This is a genomic window from Paenibacillus sp. FSL L8-0708 (genome assembly GCF_038009325.1).
In the GTDB taxonomy this organism is placed as follows: Bacteria; Bacillota; Bacilli; order Paenibacillales; family Paenibacillaceae; genus Paenibacillus_AQ; species Paenibacillus_AQ odorifer.
The window spans coordinates 1-12,108 of record NZ_JBBPBC010000003.1 but is presented as its reverse complement, the minus strand read 5'-3'; the positions used below and the strand labels follow the sequence as shown (position 1 = coordinate 12,108).

The 12,108-nt window shown below is 37.1% G+C and carries 25 protein-coding genes and 1 pseudogene; 7 read left to right on the top strand and 19 right to left on the bottom strand.

All coding sequences use genetic code 11. The features are described from left to right. Nucleotides 1–26: 26 nt before the first annotated feature. From NYE58_RS37165 to NYE58_RS37080, 18 genes and pseudogenes are all read right to left on the bottom strand, one after another. The gene (locus NYE58_RS37165) at nucleotides 27–179 is read right to left on the bottom strand and encodes a hypothetical protein (RefSeq protein ID WP_178944259.1); all 153 of its coding nucleotides are present in this window, start codon (nucleotides 177–179) and stop codon (nucleotides 27–29) included. Nucleotides 180–331: 152 nt separating this feature from the next. Further along, nucleotides 332–637, bottom strand: a complete 306-nt coding sequence (locus NYE58_RS37160; protein WP_076138894.1) for a hypothetical protein — start codon at nucleotides 635–637, stop codon at nucleotides 332–334. Nucleotides 638–818: 181 nt separating this feature from the next. Further along, a complete protein-coding gene (locus tag NYE58_RS37155; protein ID WP_081386682.1) occupies nucleotides 819–1,562 on the bottom strand; it encodes a hypothetical protein in 744 nt (247 codons plus the stop codon). Between the two features lie 11 nt (nucleotides 1,563–1,573). Then, the gene (locus NYE58_RS37150; protein WP_341004424.1) at nucleotides 1,574–1,705 is read right to left on the bottom strand and encodes a hypothetical protein; all 132 of its coding nucleotides are present in this window, start codon (nucleotides 1,703–1,705) and stop codon (nucleotides 1,574–1,576) included. Beyond that, complete coding sequence (locus NYE58_RS37145; protein ID WP_076138895.1) at nucleotides 1,705–2,241, bottom strand: accessory gene regulator B family protein; 537 nt, start codon at nucleotides 2,239–2,241, stop codon at nucleotides 1,705–1,707. Before NYE58_RS37145 ends, NYE58_RS37150 begins: the two co-directional genes overlap by 1 nt. Then, nucleotides 2,238–2,894 (bottom strand): hypothetical protein, encoded by a 657-nt coding sequence (locus tag NYE58_RS37140; protein ID WP_076138909.1) that lies wholly within the window; start codon nucleotides 2,892–2,894, stop codon nucleotides 2,238–2,240. The genes NYE58_RS37145 and NYE58_RS37140 overlap by 4 nt, the downstream gene beginning before the upstream one ends. Nucleotides 2,895–3,607: 713 nt before the next feature. Beyond that, nucleotides 3,608–3,766: a hypothetical protein gene (locus NYE58_RS37135; RefSeq protein ID WP_179088974.1), complete on the bottom strand. Its 159-nt coding sequence runs from the start codon at nucleotides 3,764–3,766 to the stop codon at nucleotides 3,608–3,610. A gap of 69 nt (nucleotides 3,767–3,835) precedes the next feature. Continuing rightward, nucleotides 3,836–4,081: a hypothetical protein gene (locus tag NYE58_RS37130; protein ID WP_076138896.1), complete on the bottom strand. Its 246-nt coding sequence runs from the start codon at nucleotides 4,079–4,081 to the stop codon at nucleotides 3,836–3,838. Beyond that, entirely contained in the window at nucleotides 4,065–4,442 is a 378-nt protein-coding gene (locus tag NYE58_RS37125; RefSeq protein ID WP_076138897.1) for a hypothetical protein, read from the bottom strand. The genes NYE58_RS37130 and NYE58_RS37125 overlap by 17 nt, the downstream gene beginning before the upstream one ends. A 223-nt stretch (nucleotides 4,443–4,665) precedes the next feature. Next, nucleotides 4,666–4,851 carry a hypothetical protein gene (locus NYE58_RS37120; protein ID WP_076138898.1) on the bottom strand — a complete coding sequence of 62 codons (186 nt, stop codon included), beginning with the start codon at nucleotides 4,849–4,851 and terminating at the stop codon, nucleotides 4,666–4,668. A 72-nt stretch (nucleotides 4,852–4,923) separates the two neighbouring features. Beyond that, a complete protein-coding gene (locus tag NYE58_RS37115) occupies nucleotides 4,924–5,211 on the bottom strand; it encodes a hypothetical protein (RefSeq protein ID WP_076138899.1) in 288 nt (95 codons plus the stop codon). A gap of 40 nt (nucleotides 5,212–5,251) precedes the next feature. Next, nucleotides 5,252–5,629, bottom strand: a complete 378-nt coding sequence (locus NYE58_RS37110; protein WP_076138900.1) for a DUF2538 family protein — start codon at nucleotides 5,627–5,629, stop codon at nucleotides 5,252–5,254. Nucleotides 5,630–5,643: 14 nt separating this feature from the next. After that, nucleotides 5,644–5,778 (bottom strand): annotated as a pseudogene (locus tag NYE58_RS37105) (site-specific integrase); the annotation flags it as partial. 24 nt (nucleotides 5,779–5,802) lie between these two features. Further along, nucleotides 5,803–5,988 carry a hypothetical protein gene (locus NYE58_RS37100; RefSeq protein WP_076138901.1) on the bottom strand — a complete coding sequence of 62 codons (186 nt, stop codon included), beginning with the start codon at nucleotides 5,986–5,988 and terminating at the stop codon, nucleotides 5,803–5,805. A 380-nt stretch (nucleotides 5,989–6,368) separates the two neighbouring features. Next, nucleotides 6,369–6,617 (bottom strand): hypothetical protein, encoded by a 249-nt coding sequence (locus NYE58_RS37095; protein ID WP_143761308.1) that lies wholly within the window; start codon nucleotides 6,615–6,617, stop codon nucleotides 6,369–6,371. 72 nt (nucleotides 6,618–6,689) lie between these two features. Continuing rightward, complete coding sequence (locus NYE58_RS37090) at nucleotides 6,690–6,845, bottom strand: hypothetical protein (protein ID WP_178944262.1); 156 nt, start codon at nucleotides 6,843–6,845, stop codon at nucleotides 6,690–6,692. Between the two features lie 95 nt (nucleotides 6,846–6,940). Next, complete coding sequence (locus NYE58_RS37085; RefSeq protein ID WP_076138903.1) at nucleotides 6,941–7,549, bottom strand: recombinase family protein; 609 nt, start codon at nucleotides 7,547–7,549, stop codon at nucleotides 6,941–6,943. Between the two features lie 425 nt (nucleotides 7,550–7,974). After that, nucleotides 7,975–8,610 carry a hypothetical protein gene (locus NYE58_RS37080; RefSeq protein WP_036681491.1) on the bottom strand — a complete coding sequence of 212 codons (636 nt, stop codon included), beginning with the start codon at nucleotides 8,608–8,610 and terminating at the stop codon, nucleotides 7,975–7,977. Between the two features lie 200 nt (nucleotides 8,611–8,810). Here NYE58_RS37080 and NYE58_RS37075 point away from each other — a divergent pair, with 200 nt between their 5' ends. From NYE58_RS37075 to NYE58_RS37045, 7 genes are all read left to right on the top strand, one after another. Next, complete coding sequence (locus NYE58_RS37075) at nucleotides 8,811–9,134, top strand: hypothetical protein (protein ID WP_036681493.1); 324 nt, start codon at nucleotides 8,811–8,813, stop codon at nucleotides 9,132–9,134. A 163-nt stretch (nucleotides 9,135–9,297) separates the two neighbouring features. Further along, nucleotides 9,298–9,741, top strand: coding sequence for a sigma-70 family RNA polymerase sigma factor (locus NYE58_RS37070; RefSeq protein WP_036681494.1), 444 nt, complete (start codon nucleotides 9,298–9,300; stop codon nucleotides 9,739–9,741). Continuing rightward, nucleotides 9,734–9,901, top strand: a complete 168-nt coding sequence (locus NYE58_RS37065) for a YvrJ family protein (RefSeq protein WP_076099531.1) — start codon at nucleotides 9,734–9,736, stop codon at nucleotides 9,899–9,901. Before NYE58_RS37070 ends, NYE58_RS37065 begins: the two co-directional genes overlap by 8 nt. Then, nucleotides 9,898–10,122: a helix-turn-helix domain-containing protein gene (locus NYE58_RS37060; protein ID WP_076138904.1), complete on the top strand. Its 225-nt coding sequence runs from the start codon at nucleotides 9,898–9,900 to the stop codon at nucleotides 10,120–10,122. Before NYE58_RS37065 ends, NYE58_RS37060 begins: the two co-directional genes overlap by 4 nt. Continuing rightward, the gene (locus tag NYE58_RS37055) at nucleotides 10,119–10,829 is read left to right on the top strand and encodes a ZIP family metal transporter (protein ID WP_076138905.1); all 711 of its coding nucleotides are present in this window, start codon (nucleotides 10,119–10,121) and stop codon (nucleotides 10,827–10,829) included. Before NYE58_RS37060 ends, NYE58_RS37055 begins: the two co-directional genes overlap by 4 nt. 336 nt (nucleotides 10,830–11,165) lie before the next feature. After that, nucleotides 11,166–11,309, top strand: a complete 144-nt coding sequence (locus NYE58_RS37050; protein WP_179088975.1) for a hypothetical protein — start codon at nucleotides 11,166–11,168, stop codon at nucleotides 11,307–11,309. Nucleotides 11,310–11,338: 29 nt separating this feature from the next. Beyond that, entirely contained in the window at nucleotides 11,339–11,659 is a 321-nt protein-coding gene (locus NYE58_RS37045) for a type II toxin-antitoxin system PemK/MazF family toxin (RefSeq protein WP_076138906.1), read from the top strand. A gap of 94 nt (nucleotides 11,660–11,753) precedes the next feature. Here the strand turns inward: NYE58_RS37045 and NYE58_RS37040 are convergent, their stop codons facing one another. Continuing rightward, nucleotides 11,754–11,972: a hypothetical protein gene (locus tag NYE58_RS37040; protein WP_076138907.1), complete on the bottom strand. Its 219-nt coding sequence runs from the start codon at nucleotides 11,970–11,972 to the stop codon at nucleotides 11,754–11,756. Nucleotides 11,973–12,108 lie beyond the last annotated feature (136 nt).

The following is a 12,108-nucleotide window of genomic DNA, read 5'->3' as shown; positions in this document are numbered from 1 at the left end:
TATTAGTGGGTTTCATTGGTGTCACACTACTCCTTATTGCCTGATAGGGTTTCAGGGATTACTATATCCGTTAAGTAATGCTCAATGCCTCTTGCTGTAGCCTCGACTTGACCAGGCGTTGTTTCATAATTTTCAGTGATATACTCCACTAAAAAGCGATAAAGTTTACTGTTTGACATGTTTACTTCCTCCTTAGTTACTGTAAATGTAATAGTTCAAACGAACCAATCGATGGCGCATTGATCCAAAGATCATTAATCGGTTACACGCAAGTTATTTAACAAAATAACCTAGCTGCTTAAGCAACCAGGCTGTAAAAATTTCGTTTGATTTATGCTAGATTTTTCCTTTCACTTCCGGATTTATTATTCGTTTTAAAAAGATCTATTTCTAGACCTTTTCTATTTTTACTTAACTGCACTCCTTCTTTGAGTCCTAACTCATAACATATATCTATCACTTCCCTGGTATGACTCAAAAATATATCTTCTAAGTTAAGTATGATTTCTGAAGGAACTGATGTTAACGATTGTATACTATCCATAAATTCCTTATATCGATATCCACCTTCGTTCTCCAGGATGCCATCAAATATTTTCGCAGTTCTCATTTCTATGACTTGCTGTATTATTTCCACTATTGCATTTCCCCTTCACATGATCACTTGTACCTAGTTAATTTAGCATAGAAACTTTGTGTAATATGTCGAATAATGAACGCCTATTTTGCAAATCAATACTAGTATCGATTTATCTTGTAATCTAAGCTCGACTTGTGGTAAAATTCATGATTTTTCCAAACAAAAAAAGCCACAGCATTTAGTGAGGCTTTTTGATCAAGTGATATACAATATCTTTTTTGTATTTTGCCATGTCAGTAGTTGACCCATCTAGGAAGTGCAAGATCAAAGCGAATTTATTTTCTTCTACATAATCCACAAAGTTCAGATTAACTAACTTACCAGTATCTAACATTAAGTAATCATTAAAGACAGCTCTGCATGCCTCTAGAGTTAACATCTCGCTGAAATTTCCGAACATTGTGTGAAACAGGGGAACATGATAGTTTTTTTTAGGTTCCCACACATCGATAAATTTAATGTGTTTTTTGTCGAAATATGTAACTTCCCCTGTTTCTTTCCCCTTCTCAACTTTTGTGCCTATCAAGAATTCATCTTTCGCTTGCAATAATCTACTATTGTTTTTCGAACAATCCTTTAAATTTTTCACAAGATTTCTCTTGTATTTTGCCATATTAGTAGTCGAACCGTCCACAAAATGGAGAGTGAGTGCAAATCTACTCTCAGTCACATCTATCACAGAATCCATATTAACCAACTTACCTGTATCTGCTTGCAGATATTTCGGAAAAGCTACTTTACATGCTTCCAATGTGGTTAATACCCCATACATTTCAGAGCCACTATGGAATCTAGGAACATGATAATTTTTTTTAGGCGACCATATATCAATATAATTTACACTCTTTCTCTCTACAAAAACTACGTTACCCGTTTCTTTTTCATTAGCAATTCCTATACCTAATATTAATTCATTATCCATTTTGACTCATTCTACTTTTTATCAGAAATCCCAATTAATAATTTCTTTAGATCTTCAGGCATCGGTTGATTTCCCAAAAAAGTTTTTTCTTTAGGTCCATTTTTAATTGCACTTTTTTCCAACATTACAGATATCTTTTTCATCAACATTTCCCCCATAATTTTCTAGCACCTCCTTTCCACGGCAGGATTAATATTGCTTGTAAGAAAAAAACCAATGAAACTGCAGATAATTGAATATAGAAAGCTATTATAACTAACGCTATAGATATTATTTTTGCTTTCCTCATCCATCCCTCAGGATGGATGTTACCAGTAAATACATTAGGTGCATAAAATAAATATATTATTAATGAAATACTTAATAAGAAATCAGTACCAAACGCACTCAGCCTAACCATAGGCACAAAAATAAAAATAGCTACAGAGCTTATAATACAAGACAAATAGCTTTTCATGTGAAGTCCACCTGAGTACTTTCTTATACAAACAAATGAAATCATTGCTACTGTCGAAAAAATTAAAGTACCATTTATGTAACTCAATAAGAGAGTCAATAAAATAATTATGTAATTATTCAATTTACGACCTATTTCATAAGCCATAATATCAATACTAACAGTCACAGATTCAAATTGTTTTATCTTAGAAGCTATTAAAAGTGCCAATCTTTCAATCATCCTTGCTGATCTCTTTTCTGTGAAAAGTAATAAGATATGCTATAGACTATCAGAAATGATGGAATAAGAAAAAAAGCATAGAAGTTAAAAGTTATAACCAAAGCTAATGATACGCCTACTAGAGTTGATAAAGTGGTTAATAATAGAGCCTTGTTTTCCCCACTAAAATAATCCTCTTTAATGCTGAACTGATGCGGAGGTCTAATAATAAAAGAAAATCCCCATCCAAATAAATGAAATAAAAACGCCGCCAAATATGAGACGATAATAGATAGTATTTGAATTAACTGTATCTGGAGATCACGGGTTTGAAAGACTACATTATACTCTAAAGTTCCTGCGAAAATAAATCCATATAATATAAAGAGTTGAACTATAATATATGCATTTAGACTGGCACTGGTTATTAATGAACTATAAAACAGCTTTATTTTTAGACGATATCTAAAAAATAGAATGAAGAATATCACTTGTATAGGTAGATCTAATGTTGGTATACCTATGACTATTCTCATTAAATAAGAGAACAACGATACTCCTAAAGACATTAACGCTATGTCTTTTATGTATTCTCGAAATGGAAGTCTGTAAAGTTTAAGGGCTAAAATAATTACTGCAGATGCATCAAATACTCCTAATAATAAATAAATCATTGTGCTCAACTGATAAATCACTTCTCTCTATTTTTATGATTAACAAAACAATTATATAGGTCATTTGCACCATTTTGAACTATCATTTTTCACATATATCTCGGAAAAAAATTATAATTTGTAAGATTTACAAGTAACAGGTTCCGGAGTCTTCAGCTGCTTACCTAACTATCTGCAGGTTCCGGATCTGTGCATTGTTCCTGGCTAAGTGCCACAGCTTACCGCTGGATCCCCTGCAGCTGCAGCTCACGCTCTCCTGGATGCTGCTAGCCCAGGACCTTGTTACTGCTGGCATCGATCCGGAGTCTTCAGCTGCTCACCTAACTGTCTGCAGGTTCCAGATCTGTGCATTGCCCTGGCTAAGTGCCACCGCTCACCGCTGGATCCTCTGCAGCTCACGCTCTCCTGGATGCTGCTAGCCCAGGACCTTGTTACTGCCGGCATCGATCCGGAGTCTTCAGCTGCTCACCTAACTATCTGCAGGTTCCGGATCTGTGCATTGCCCTGGCTAAATGCTGCAGCTAATCGCTGGATCCCCTGCAGCTGCTACTCACGCTCTCCTGGATGCAGTCCAGCGCCCAGGATCACACTGAGTTACCTGAAGTTACGCAGATTCACATGAAATCTGCTTAAATAGCCTGATAGATTTGCATAAATTATTTCCATCACAACAAAAAAACCGCAAGCATTAAGCAGCGGCATTATTGCTATATTTATTTTATTTCATTGAACTTTTTACCATCCCAAATATATTTTTTCTTGGGAACATTAATCTTAGGAGCAACCTGTCTCCTTGCTCTAATTAAAAAGAATATTTCAGTTACTCCCAACGCAAACCCCACGCCAAAAACAATGTTTAACCATGTATCCATTCTGATACACTCTCCCGATTCAATATTACACTCCTTTATTCATTCTATAGTTCGGTGTCGTACTGCGTATCACCATTTAACTTCGATACCTTTAGTTACCCACATCTCAGATTCCAAGTCTTCCTTGACAGAACCCCTCGACGTTTCACCGTTATATGAATCTCTCATTACCTTAATCGCCTTGCGGTACGTATTGCATTCTTTATACAAAGGGCAATCTGATAATTTTATATATTTACCTGTTGCCCACTCATCATAAAGGCGTTTCAAAGCAATCTCATAAAAGGCGCTTAGACTATCAATTGCATGATCCATTCGTTTTCGCTCCTTTGGTATATGCATCATATTGTTCGGCCTCATCGGTTTGTGCAACATCCGTTTTAAAAACCATCATTCCATTTAAGGATAAGCCTAAAAAATCATTCGTTGTGTAAAACTGACCATCTTCAGCAATAAAGCCATTATGTACTTTACATATTTTCTTACCGAATTCTTCCCAGGCTTCCTTTGCTCCATGCTCATCGAAATCACTGCCCCATTCCCGTCTAGCCTTTGCAGATAGTTCTTCCCATTGCAAATATAAATGTTCAGCTCCATTTCCTATATCGCAAATTCTCTGCCACCCAGGATTAGCATGACACCATTCACTTGCAAGTTCTGCTGCTTTATAACCCATAGATATAATCCCCTTTGCTATATATTTCGTACTAAGCTCCATATATATTAAACGCTACGATAGCTGCTCTATAAGAATAGAAAAACTAGATCCTCCACAAAAAATGCCCCCACTATGTCACATTAATTGATTGTGTACCCTTTTGAAAGAGATCTACCAGGCTAGGCAAAAGAAAATAAAAAAGTTGCTAATGAACTCAGGCTGGCAAGTGTTTTCGCTGGAATTAAGCTTTTCCTTGTTCTTCATATACCTTATGAGCCGACCGGATCCATTTAAGTCTTTCCGGACCCTTTAAACCATAGGTTGTAAGGCAGAAATCAACGGCAGCTGCCAGCATTTCACCATTACTCAAAGAACCTTGCTGTTCTTTCCAAATTTTCAACCAATATTCATAAGAACCAACACTCATTTGATACACTTCCCTTATTCACTTTTATACTTCGCTATATGTGTCAAACATTCAGTGTCTTCGTACTGTTCACTATTTCGTTTCAGCTTTTTTAGGATTTTCGTATGCCTCTCTGATGAATCTCGTTATATGTTGGCAGGTTTCAGGTTCCATACCTGACAGCCAATCCAATGTACGAGCCTCTTCTCTTGTAAGCTTACGACCCATGCACTTTACAGCTGCATTCATCATTTCTTGGTATCTTGGGATTTGCCATTCTTCCAACTCAAACCCCGTATACGGCTTAGATTCATCATAATAATCCGTATCAATCCATATTTCCCGACCGCGATGATTCTTGCCTTTAAACTCAAGTTTCATATTTATTCTCCTTCGCTATATGCGATACGGTGTTCATGCTTTAGAGCTTTCCTCTAATCTTACATGCCTGTATAAAAACTTGAAAATGAGTGTCGTTCCATGTACTCAGACCACTATTAAGCCTAAATATTTCACCGTTATACATGTGCATCCCCGCAAATACCAAATGTTTGTATGGATCATCCATGTAAAAAATAGCATCGGATAATCTTTTAGTACTTTCATCATTCTCATCTTCCCAATGATGTACCCAATCAAAAGGAAGTTTTATGCTATGATCTTCAGGTATTCTCTTTAAAACTTCGGGTAACGCCAAGATATAACAAGCTACTTCATATTCAATACTGGGTAGGCTGCTTGCGTAGAAATTTAATAGAGATTCATAGTTCTTTCTATGGGCCTCATTAACAAAGAACATCAATAAACCCTCCCTCAAAGGTGAATTTCGCTAATCGCCTGATCAATTATGTCCTGATTTATCCCTATGTATCTCATCATGATGGATGGAGCTGAATGGTTAAATATTTCCTGCAGGAGAGCAACATCCTTTGTTTTCTGGTAAAAGTGAGTCTCATTATGAATATTCGATATTCATTTTGGACCTTTGTAAAGTGGCAATTCCAGTCCCATTAGCTCCATCTTGCTCCAATAGGATTCAGTCACTACTGCACGTAACAGTTCTGCGATATTAACGTTTCCACCGGATGCTTCAATATCATGTTCTAATGCCTTCCAAACGGATTCATGTAGTGTTAGATCAACGGACTTGGTAATCATTTATGCACGCTCCTTGTTCATTTTCTATACTTCGCTATATGCGTCAAACATTCAGTGTCTTCGAACTGTGCATCATGCCTTCTCAAATCCACCACAACTGACTAAGTCTTCTTCTAAAAATTCTGTTCTTGGTTCATGATAAAAAGGCTTAGATGTACAACAACGTTTTTCATCTTTCATATAGAAGAACCTACATTCCTCGCATCTATCAACATTTGCATCTGGACCTTCGTTATATATCTCAGCACAGTTCTTACTGTCTGGGAAAAAGAACATGCACGAATCGCCAGTTACTGAACATGTTGAACCGTTATATGCAGCTCAACCCACCTTATTCCCTCCATCGCCGTATGCGTCAACTTCGTACGGCGTAATAAAATTCAGTTCATAAAACGCCGCTTAAAAGTTCGGATCATATCTTTTTCATCTATCGTAGCGTGATTTGTGCAATATAAATATTGTTCACCCTGTTTCCATTCTTCATAAATATTATCTTTATACTTTTCACGGTCTGTCCAAATCTCAAATGATAGTGTTTTATACTCTTTGTCACCTAACATTACAGATGATTCAACTCGCACAAGCAAATTATTTTCATACTCCATGATTATCGTTTTAATTTCATCCATTTCCATGCACGCCCCTTTTTATTTAGTTTCTTCGCTATATGTGTCCTCTAACTAGTAAACTCGTAATATGCATTAAGCTTCAATCACTACATCATCGAATCTAGCGTCTTCTTTCTCCAGTTCGGCGAGTGACTTTCCTTCCGACTTTTCAGCACACGGATCACAGATATCCGTATAGAATGCTTCGTAATGGTCGAATAGGTTGCCACATTTGTTGCATGTATTCATTTATTTCAACTCCTTATCCCTCTAGCCATCATCCAGCGGTTAACAATCCCTTGACCCATAATAAAGTTGAGTGTTCAACATCCTTAAGAACTAAATTATATATTTGACTCTTCGTATTCCTTAACACGCCTATAGAAAGTAGTTCTTCCCATACCTACCATTTTCATAGCTGCAGTAGCTGTTATACTCCCTTCCTTCCATTGATTGTACACATCCAAAAATTTAGAATTGATTTCCTTCTTTGGTCTTCCGAAGGTTACGCCGGCTTCTCGCGCAACGTCGATACCCTCCGCTTGCCTTTGTCGATTTTTCTTACGCTCTTGTTCAGCCACGTAAGCAAGCATGCTTAGAAACTGATCTTCCAGTAGTTTCCCCAAATCTCCCATTTTCTTAAATTTTCGGCTATCGAACAAAATCTCATTGTCCAGGCAAACAATGTCCGCGCCGACCTCCCGCGTAATATATTTCCATTCGGAAATTATCCCGTCATAATCACGACCTAACCTATCTAACGCATCTAAGTACACCAAATCCCCCTCACGGATCATCAGGCGCATAGCTTGATAGCGTGGTCGCTCAAAATCCTTACCGCTTTGCTTTTCCACAAAAATAAACCGTTCCTCGATGCCCAACTGCCGAAACTTCACAAGTTGACGTTCCGGATTTTGATCTTTGGCTGATACCCGACCATATGCTATTTTCATTCCAGAAAACTCCTTAGTTCGTTTCAAAATGTGTATGTATATTTTGGAATATTCCTAAAGTTATTATACCACATTTTGGAACACAATAATAGACGTTTTTATAGTGTTCACAAAAGCATGCTTTTACGGTCATTGAGAATTTCCAAGAATATAATCGCCAGCGTTGCATATCCGAAAATGAAGTTTCCCCCTGCTTGACTACAAAGTATCGACATCGAAATTCCCAGAACCGGAAATAGTTCCTCTACAGGATGCGAGAATAATTCTATGTCAGCTGCTAAATTCTTGATTGTCACCTGAAAAGTCCATTAGAAATGGAAAAAAGCAACTCTTGCCAACCAATAGCTGGCGAGAGTTGCTTTTTTATTTCATTATCCTAACGAAAATGCAATCCAAACTACAGGGCACAATTAAGTCACACCGAATTATTCTAAGGGGCTTGAAAGTTTAGCAAATGCAGGTTTGTCAAATCTATCTCCTTGTATGAGCCATTTTCCGTTTTCATTAAATAAAGTTAAAGTCCCTTGTAACGGTACTCGATTACTTTCCTTATTCTCCTGATCCAATAAGATAAGGTCAGCTGTATAGATCAATTCAACCATATCTTTTTTCTGATTTGAAACCGTAAATTTTAGATTTTCTGATGTTACCGATGCCTGTTGTGCTTCTGCTACTTGTAATACCATAATTGTGTAGCGCGTATCCACGGCTTTTTCGGAAAAACCTTCTGTAAAGAATGATTTCATTTCTTCAGTTCGCTTTTGAATTGACTCTTCAGACAACAATTCATCAGAAGCTGTAACATTGTATTCTATATTCTTGTATATTTCGGCAACCTTAATGGCTTCATTTACGGCTTGTTCATCTGAAACAGAAGATGAGGGGTTCTGCGTAGCTGCTTGCGGTTCTCTTGTTGCTGCTTCTTCATCTGGAGCGACAGATGATGTGGGCGAGTTACCTGAAGCTGCGTTCGGGTCATTTGTGGGTGCTGCTTGACTGCATCCGGTCATTAGGACTACAGATAGCAGAGTCAAATAAAATAACCATTTCACTTTCTTCATTGTCTTAATTCCTCCTCCTTTTAGGATAACCTTACCATATATTACTTATTTCATCCAATTTAGTTCCGTAAATTTAAAGGTGGCTAAAATTTTTTAAAGTAACTGGTTGTATTTTTTTCTCATGAGATCTCTTTACTTAGTACAAGCACGATCAACTTCGGTTGACGTTCTTGAAACTAAATTGTATAGGAGAGATTACAATGGCTGAAAATCCATGTCCGGTCTACGGTAATGGTCACCACATGAAACCTTCGGGGTTGTCGCCCCGGGTAGTGGACCAAAATGGGAATAATGTTTCTGAACTTGCTGGCGGTTCTAAATACGAGTGCACGGGTTGTCATGAGTACATGATTGTAGCTGGGAAGCCTGATTACGGTCCTGGTTGGGCAGTTGATCATTATGTAACTCAGGGTGGCGTCATTTCTGCTCAAGGGCAAGCTGGGGTTTGGGTATTCACAATTAATAGAAGCTATCTTCGATATACTTCAGCTTCTACATTACCGGGGTACCTGTTCGTTTATTAAACTAATTTTAAAAAAGCAACTTGTTCTTTCGAGAGCAAGTTGCTTTTTTTTTTAGATTATATCGTCAATCGAATAGATGGTATAATAAAATGGGAACATTTGTTCTATTTAGGTTGTTTTTTTCTCCACTTACATCTCTTTATATAAAAAGGAGGGATTACACTTGTTAAGGAATGATTATCCAGAAAATAAAGAGGATAAAGATATGACCCTAGAAAAAAGATTTGTTGGCTATATATCGAGTCTGCTGCACTATAACTCAATTTATTTTGATAAAAAGAATAGGAAACACAATGAGCGCTTTTCAATGGTCTTGGATGAATCCGATTACTTGAATCATCCCGCCGAAAACAGCGTTGAATATTCAGATAATTTCTTTGAAGAGTTAGAGAACCAGATTAGCGATCCTTCTCTGTATGCTGCGTTTATCAACCTCACTGAGCGAGAACGCGAAATACTAAACTTTTCCATCGTACAGAATATGAAGGATAAAGAAATTGCCAATAAGTTAGGCGTATCTCAGCAGAGTATTTCTAAAACGAAAAAGGTTGCCTTAAAAAAATTACGAGAATCGATAAATAGAAAGGAAGGGAAAACAGATGGATGATGTTCCGTCCTGGGGACAAATCATTGCGAATGTTGGATTTCCGATAGGAGTAACTTTTTATTTGCTTATTCGATTTGAGAAGAAAATAGATGTACTGAGTGAGACAATGGGCAAACTCATTGAAGCTATTAAAAACAGTTCAACAGGAGGTCGAAAATGAACCAAGTCCATTTATATGAATTGATCGCACAAGCACAAGAAAATGACAAGCAAGCTATGATGGAAATTATCTATAGATTTGAACCCAAAATAAAAAAATCATTGCATCAAACCAGTTTTCAGAACCGGGATGATCTAAAGCAGGAGTTGATAGTCAAATTTATTGAAGTGGTTCATACTTTCAGTTTAGACGATGGGAAATTAGAGGTGATTTCCCAATGACATACGTTCTTATTTCTGCTGGGCTATTAGCTATTTCTGTTCTCTCAGGAGTGCTGATGAATTTTAAGAGTCAGTGGATCATTCATAATCATTTTAAAATTGTAGCGTTAAATATGAGTGTTCTGCTAACTTTTACGGTTATCGAACTCATTCCCTTAGCAGTTGATTTTTCACATGTTGGGCTTATTTTTATTGTTCTGGGAATTTTAATTCCCCTTCTCTTTCATCATAATGGACATAAACATGAAGAGGAACAGAAGTCGAAGTTGTCTATCAAATTCATGATGATGGGTGCATGCATCCATAGCTTTGTAGATGGAATGATTATAGCTACTGGATTTCTGGTGGATGAACATACGGGGATTGTGATAATTTCATCTATGCTTCTACATAAACTCACAGAAATAATTATGTTCTCGCTAATATTGTGTACGCTGGTTCGTGATTCATTCAGGCTGATTATATATTTAGTCAGTTTGAGTTTTTGTACGATACTAGGGATGATGGTTACTGCTGGTTTTATTGGCAGGCTTGAAAATATTGAGACCATTTCAGGTATAGCCATTTCACTTTCTGCTGGCATTTTCATATTTATGGCGCTAACAGCACTATCCAAGGTTGTGGAGTGTTCCAATTTAAAATATGCAAACTTCTATCCTTTTGTCGGCTGTGCTCTCTATTTTGGTCTTCATATCTTTCTCCATTAAGCTGATAATGAAATCGATTCATGAATGTGAGTACCTATGCCGGCGAATTTACATTTGAGGAATGGCTATAGGGTGGATTTTTGTACAAAACGATCTGTAGAGGTTCCCACTGTGGCAGATGCGAAGCAGCTCGTAGATTCCTTGTTCGTCACCTGATAGTACCCAGTGCATTTGAACAAAAATGTATGTTATACTTAAATTAGTAAGAGCGTTGTTTAATTTTTTCACAATAAATGGTTCTGTGTATATTTTATTAGCTTATGGGAGCACACTGTCAACAAGATTGTTTATTATCTTGGGGGTAATGAAATGTGTTTCAATGAGGAGGAAAATGATATGAGTACTGTTCAAGAAAGACTTAGTATTGCTAATGAAAAAGTGGATTCTGTAATTGACGATCTCTGGGCCAAAGGTGAAAAGAACTTAAAGAGATTAGAATCCGAATTCAAAAATCGAGTAGAGGGGAGCAAAAAGGATTAGCTACTTGCTAAATGTAGCATTCCCAATCTATGTACCATAATCGCGGAGATTTATATACAGTCCTTTATCCTTTTGATGATATGGACATTGAGAAATTAAGACCAGCTATAATCTTAGAAACCAAGGATAATCATTCTCTTGTCATTAAAGTAACCTCGCATGAGGAACGGAAAAATGATGGTGGGGATGTAAGTATCATCCATTGGAAAGAGGCTGGTCTTAGTTCTCCTTCTGTCGCAAGATGTTCTGACTTTGTTCCACTGCATCATGATAAAATCAAAAAATTTCTTGGTACACTACGACCTGAAGATATGATCAACGTTCTTGAAAAAATCTATCGTGACAGATAAGAAATAATACATACGCATAAAAAAGAAGCTAGCTGAATTCAGCTAGCTTCTTTTTATGTTCCCTAATATTGCTTAATGCAGTCCATGGTTTTGTTTATTTTGCTTTATAGCCTTCTTTTAACCTTTCTGCTACTTTCTCACGAAATACTGAAAAAGCAGTATCTTTATTATCTCCTTGATACCACATGTCTGTTATGATCCTAGAGGTTTCACTAGACCAACCCACCGTCCATATACCCGATATTTCATTAATGACCAGATAACCAGATTCTGAACCCCTTGTCATTCTCCATTCAAAATCATTAGTACTCATTCCGTCCCCGCCTTTATCTCTGAATATTTAGGGTTATATTGATTCAATCGGTGTAGACCATACGGGATCCACTACAGCTGTAGCTCATGCTCTCCTGGATGCAGTCCATCGCCCAGGATCTTGTTACCGCCGGCGA

Excerpts from the sequence above, each read along its gene's own strand:
- NYE58_RS37135 (WP_179088974.1), bottom strand. The coding sequence starts at position 3,766 with ATGGATACATGGTTAAACATTGTTTTTGGCGTGGGGTTTGCGTTGGGA.
- NYE58_RS37045 (WP_076138906.1), top strand. The coding sequence starts at position 11,339 with ATGTACCATAATCGCGGAGATTTATATACAGTCCTTTATCCTTTTGAT.
- NYE58_RS37130 (WP_076138896.1), bottom strand. The coding sequence starts at position 4,081 with ATGGATCATGCAATTGATAGTCTAAGCGCCTTTTATGAGATTGCTTTG.
- NYE58_RS37100 (WP_076138901.1), bottom strand. The coding sequence starts at position 5,988 with ATGATTACCAAGTCCGTTGATCTAACACTACATGAATCCGTTTGGAAG.
- NYE58_RS37060 (WP_076138904.1), top strand. The coding sequence starts at position 9,898 with ATGAACCAAGTCCATTTATATGAATTGATCGCACAAGCACAAGAAAAT.
- NYE58_RS37090 (WP_178944262.1), bottom strand. The coding sequence starts at position 6,845 with ATGAATACATGCAACAAATGTGGCAACCTATTCGACCATTACGAAGCA.
- NYE58_RS37075 (WP_036681493.1), top strand. The coding sequence starts at position 8,811 with ATGGCTGAAAATCCATGTCCGGTCTACGGTAATGGTCACCACATGAAA.
- NYE58_RS37165 (WP_178944259.1), bottom strand. The coding sequence starts at position 179 with ATGTCAAACAGTAAACTTTATCGCTTTTTAGTGGAGTATATCACTGAA.
- NYE58_RS37145 (WP_076138895.1), bottom strand. The coding sequence starts at position 2,241 with ATGATTGAAAGATTGGCACTTTTAATAGCTTCTAAGATAAAACAATTT.
- NYE58_RS37085 (WP_076138903.1), bottom strand. The coding sequence starts at position 7,549 with ATGAAAATAGCATATGGTCGGGTATCAGCCAAAGATCAAAATCCGGAA.
- NYE58_RS37150 (WP_341004424.1), bottom strand. The coding sequence starts at position 1,705 with ATGAAAAAGATATCTGTAATGTTGGAAAAAAGTGCAATTAAAAATGGA.
- NYE58_RS37140 (WP_076138909.1), bottom strand. The coding sequence starts at position 2,894 with ATGATTTATTTATTATTAGGAGTATTTGATGCATCTGCAGTAATTATT.
- NYE58_RS37065 (WP_076099531.1), top strand. The coding sequence starts at position 9,734 with ATGGATGATGTTCCGTCCTGGGGACAAATCATTGCGAATGTTGGATTT.
- NYE58_RS37040 (WP_076138907.1), bottom strand. The coding sequence starts at position 11,972 with ATGAGTACTAATGATTTTGAATGGAGAATGACAAGGGGTTCAGAATCT.
- NYE58_RS37110 (WP_076138900.1), bottom strand. The coding sequence starts at position 5,629 with ATGTTCTTTGTTAATGAGGCCCATAGAAAGAACTATGAATCTCTATTA.
- NYE58_RS37095 (WP_143761308.1), bottom strand. The coding sequence starts at position 6,617 with ATGGATGAAATTAAAACGATAATCATGGAGTATGAAAATAATTTGCTT.
- NYE58_RS37115 (WP_076138899.1), bottom strand. The coding sequence starts at position 5,211 with ATGAAACTTGAGTTTAAAGGCAAGAATCATCGCGGTCGGGAAATATGG.
- NYE58_RS37050 (WP_179088975.1), top strand. The coding sequence starts at position 11,166 with ATGAGTACTGTTCAAGAAAGACTTAGTATTGCTAATGAAAAAGTGGAT.
- NYE58_RS37080 (WP_036681491.1), bottom strand. The coding sequence starts at position 8,610 with ATGAAGAAAGTGAAATGGTTATTTTATTTGACTCTGCTATCTGTAGTC.
- NYE58_RS37055 (WP_076138905.1), top strand. The coding sequence starts at position 10,119 with ATGACATACGTTCTTATTTCTGCTGGGCTATTAGCTATTTCTGTTCTC.
- NYE58_RS37155 (WP_081386682.1), bottom strand. The coding sequence starts at position 1,562 with ATGGATAATGAATTAATATTAGGTATAGGAATTGCTAATGAAAAAGAA.
- NYE58_RS37120 (WP_076138898.1), bottom strand. The coding sequence starts at position 4,851 with ATGAGTGTTGGTTCTTATGAATATTGGTTGAAAATTTGGAAAGAACAG.
- NYE58_RS37125 (WP_076138897.1), bottom strand. The coding sequence starts at position 4,442 with ATGGGTTATAAAGCAGCAGAACTTGCAAGTGAATGGTGTCATGCTAAT.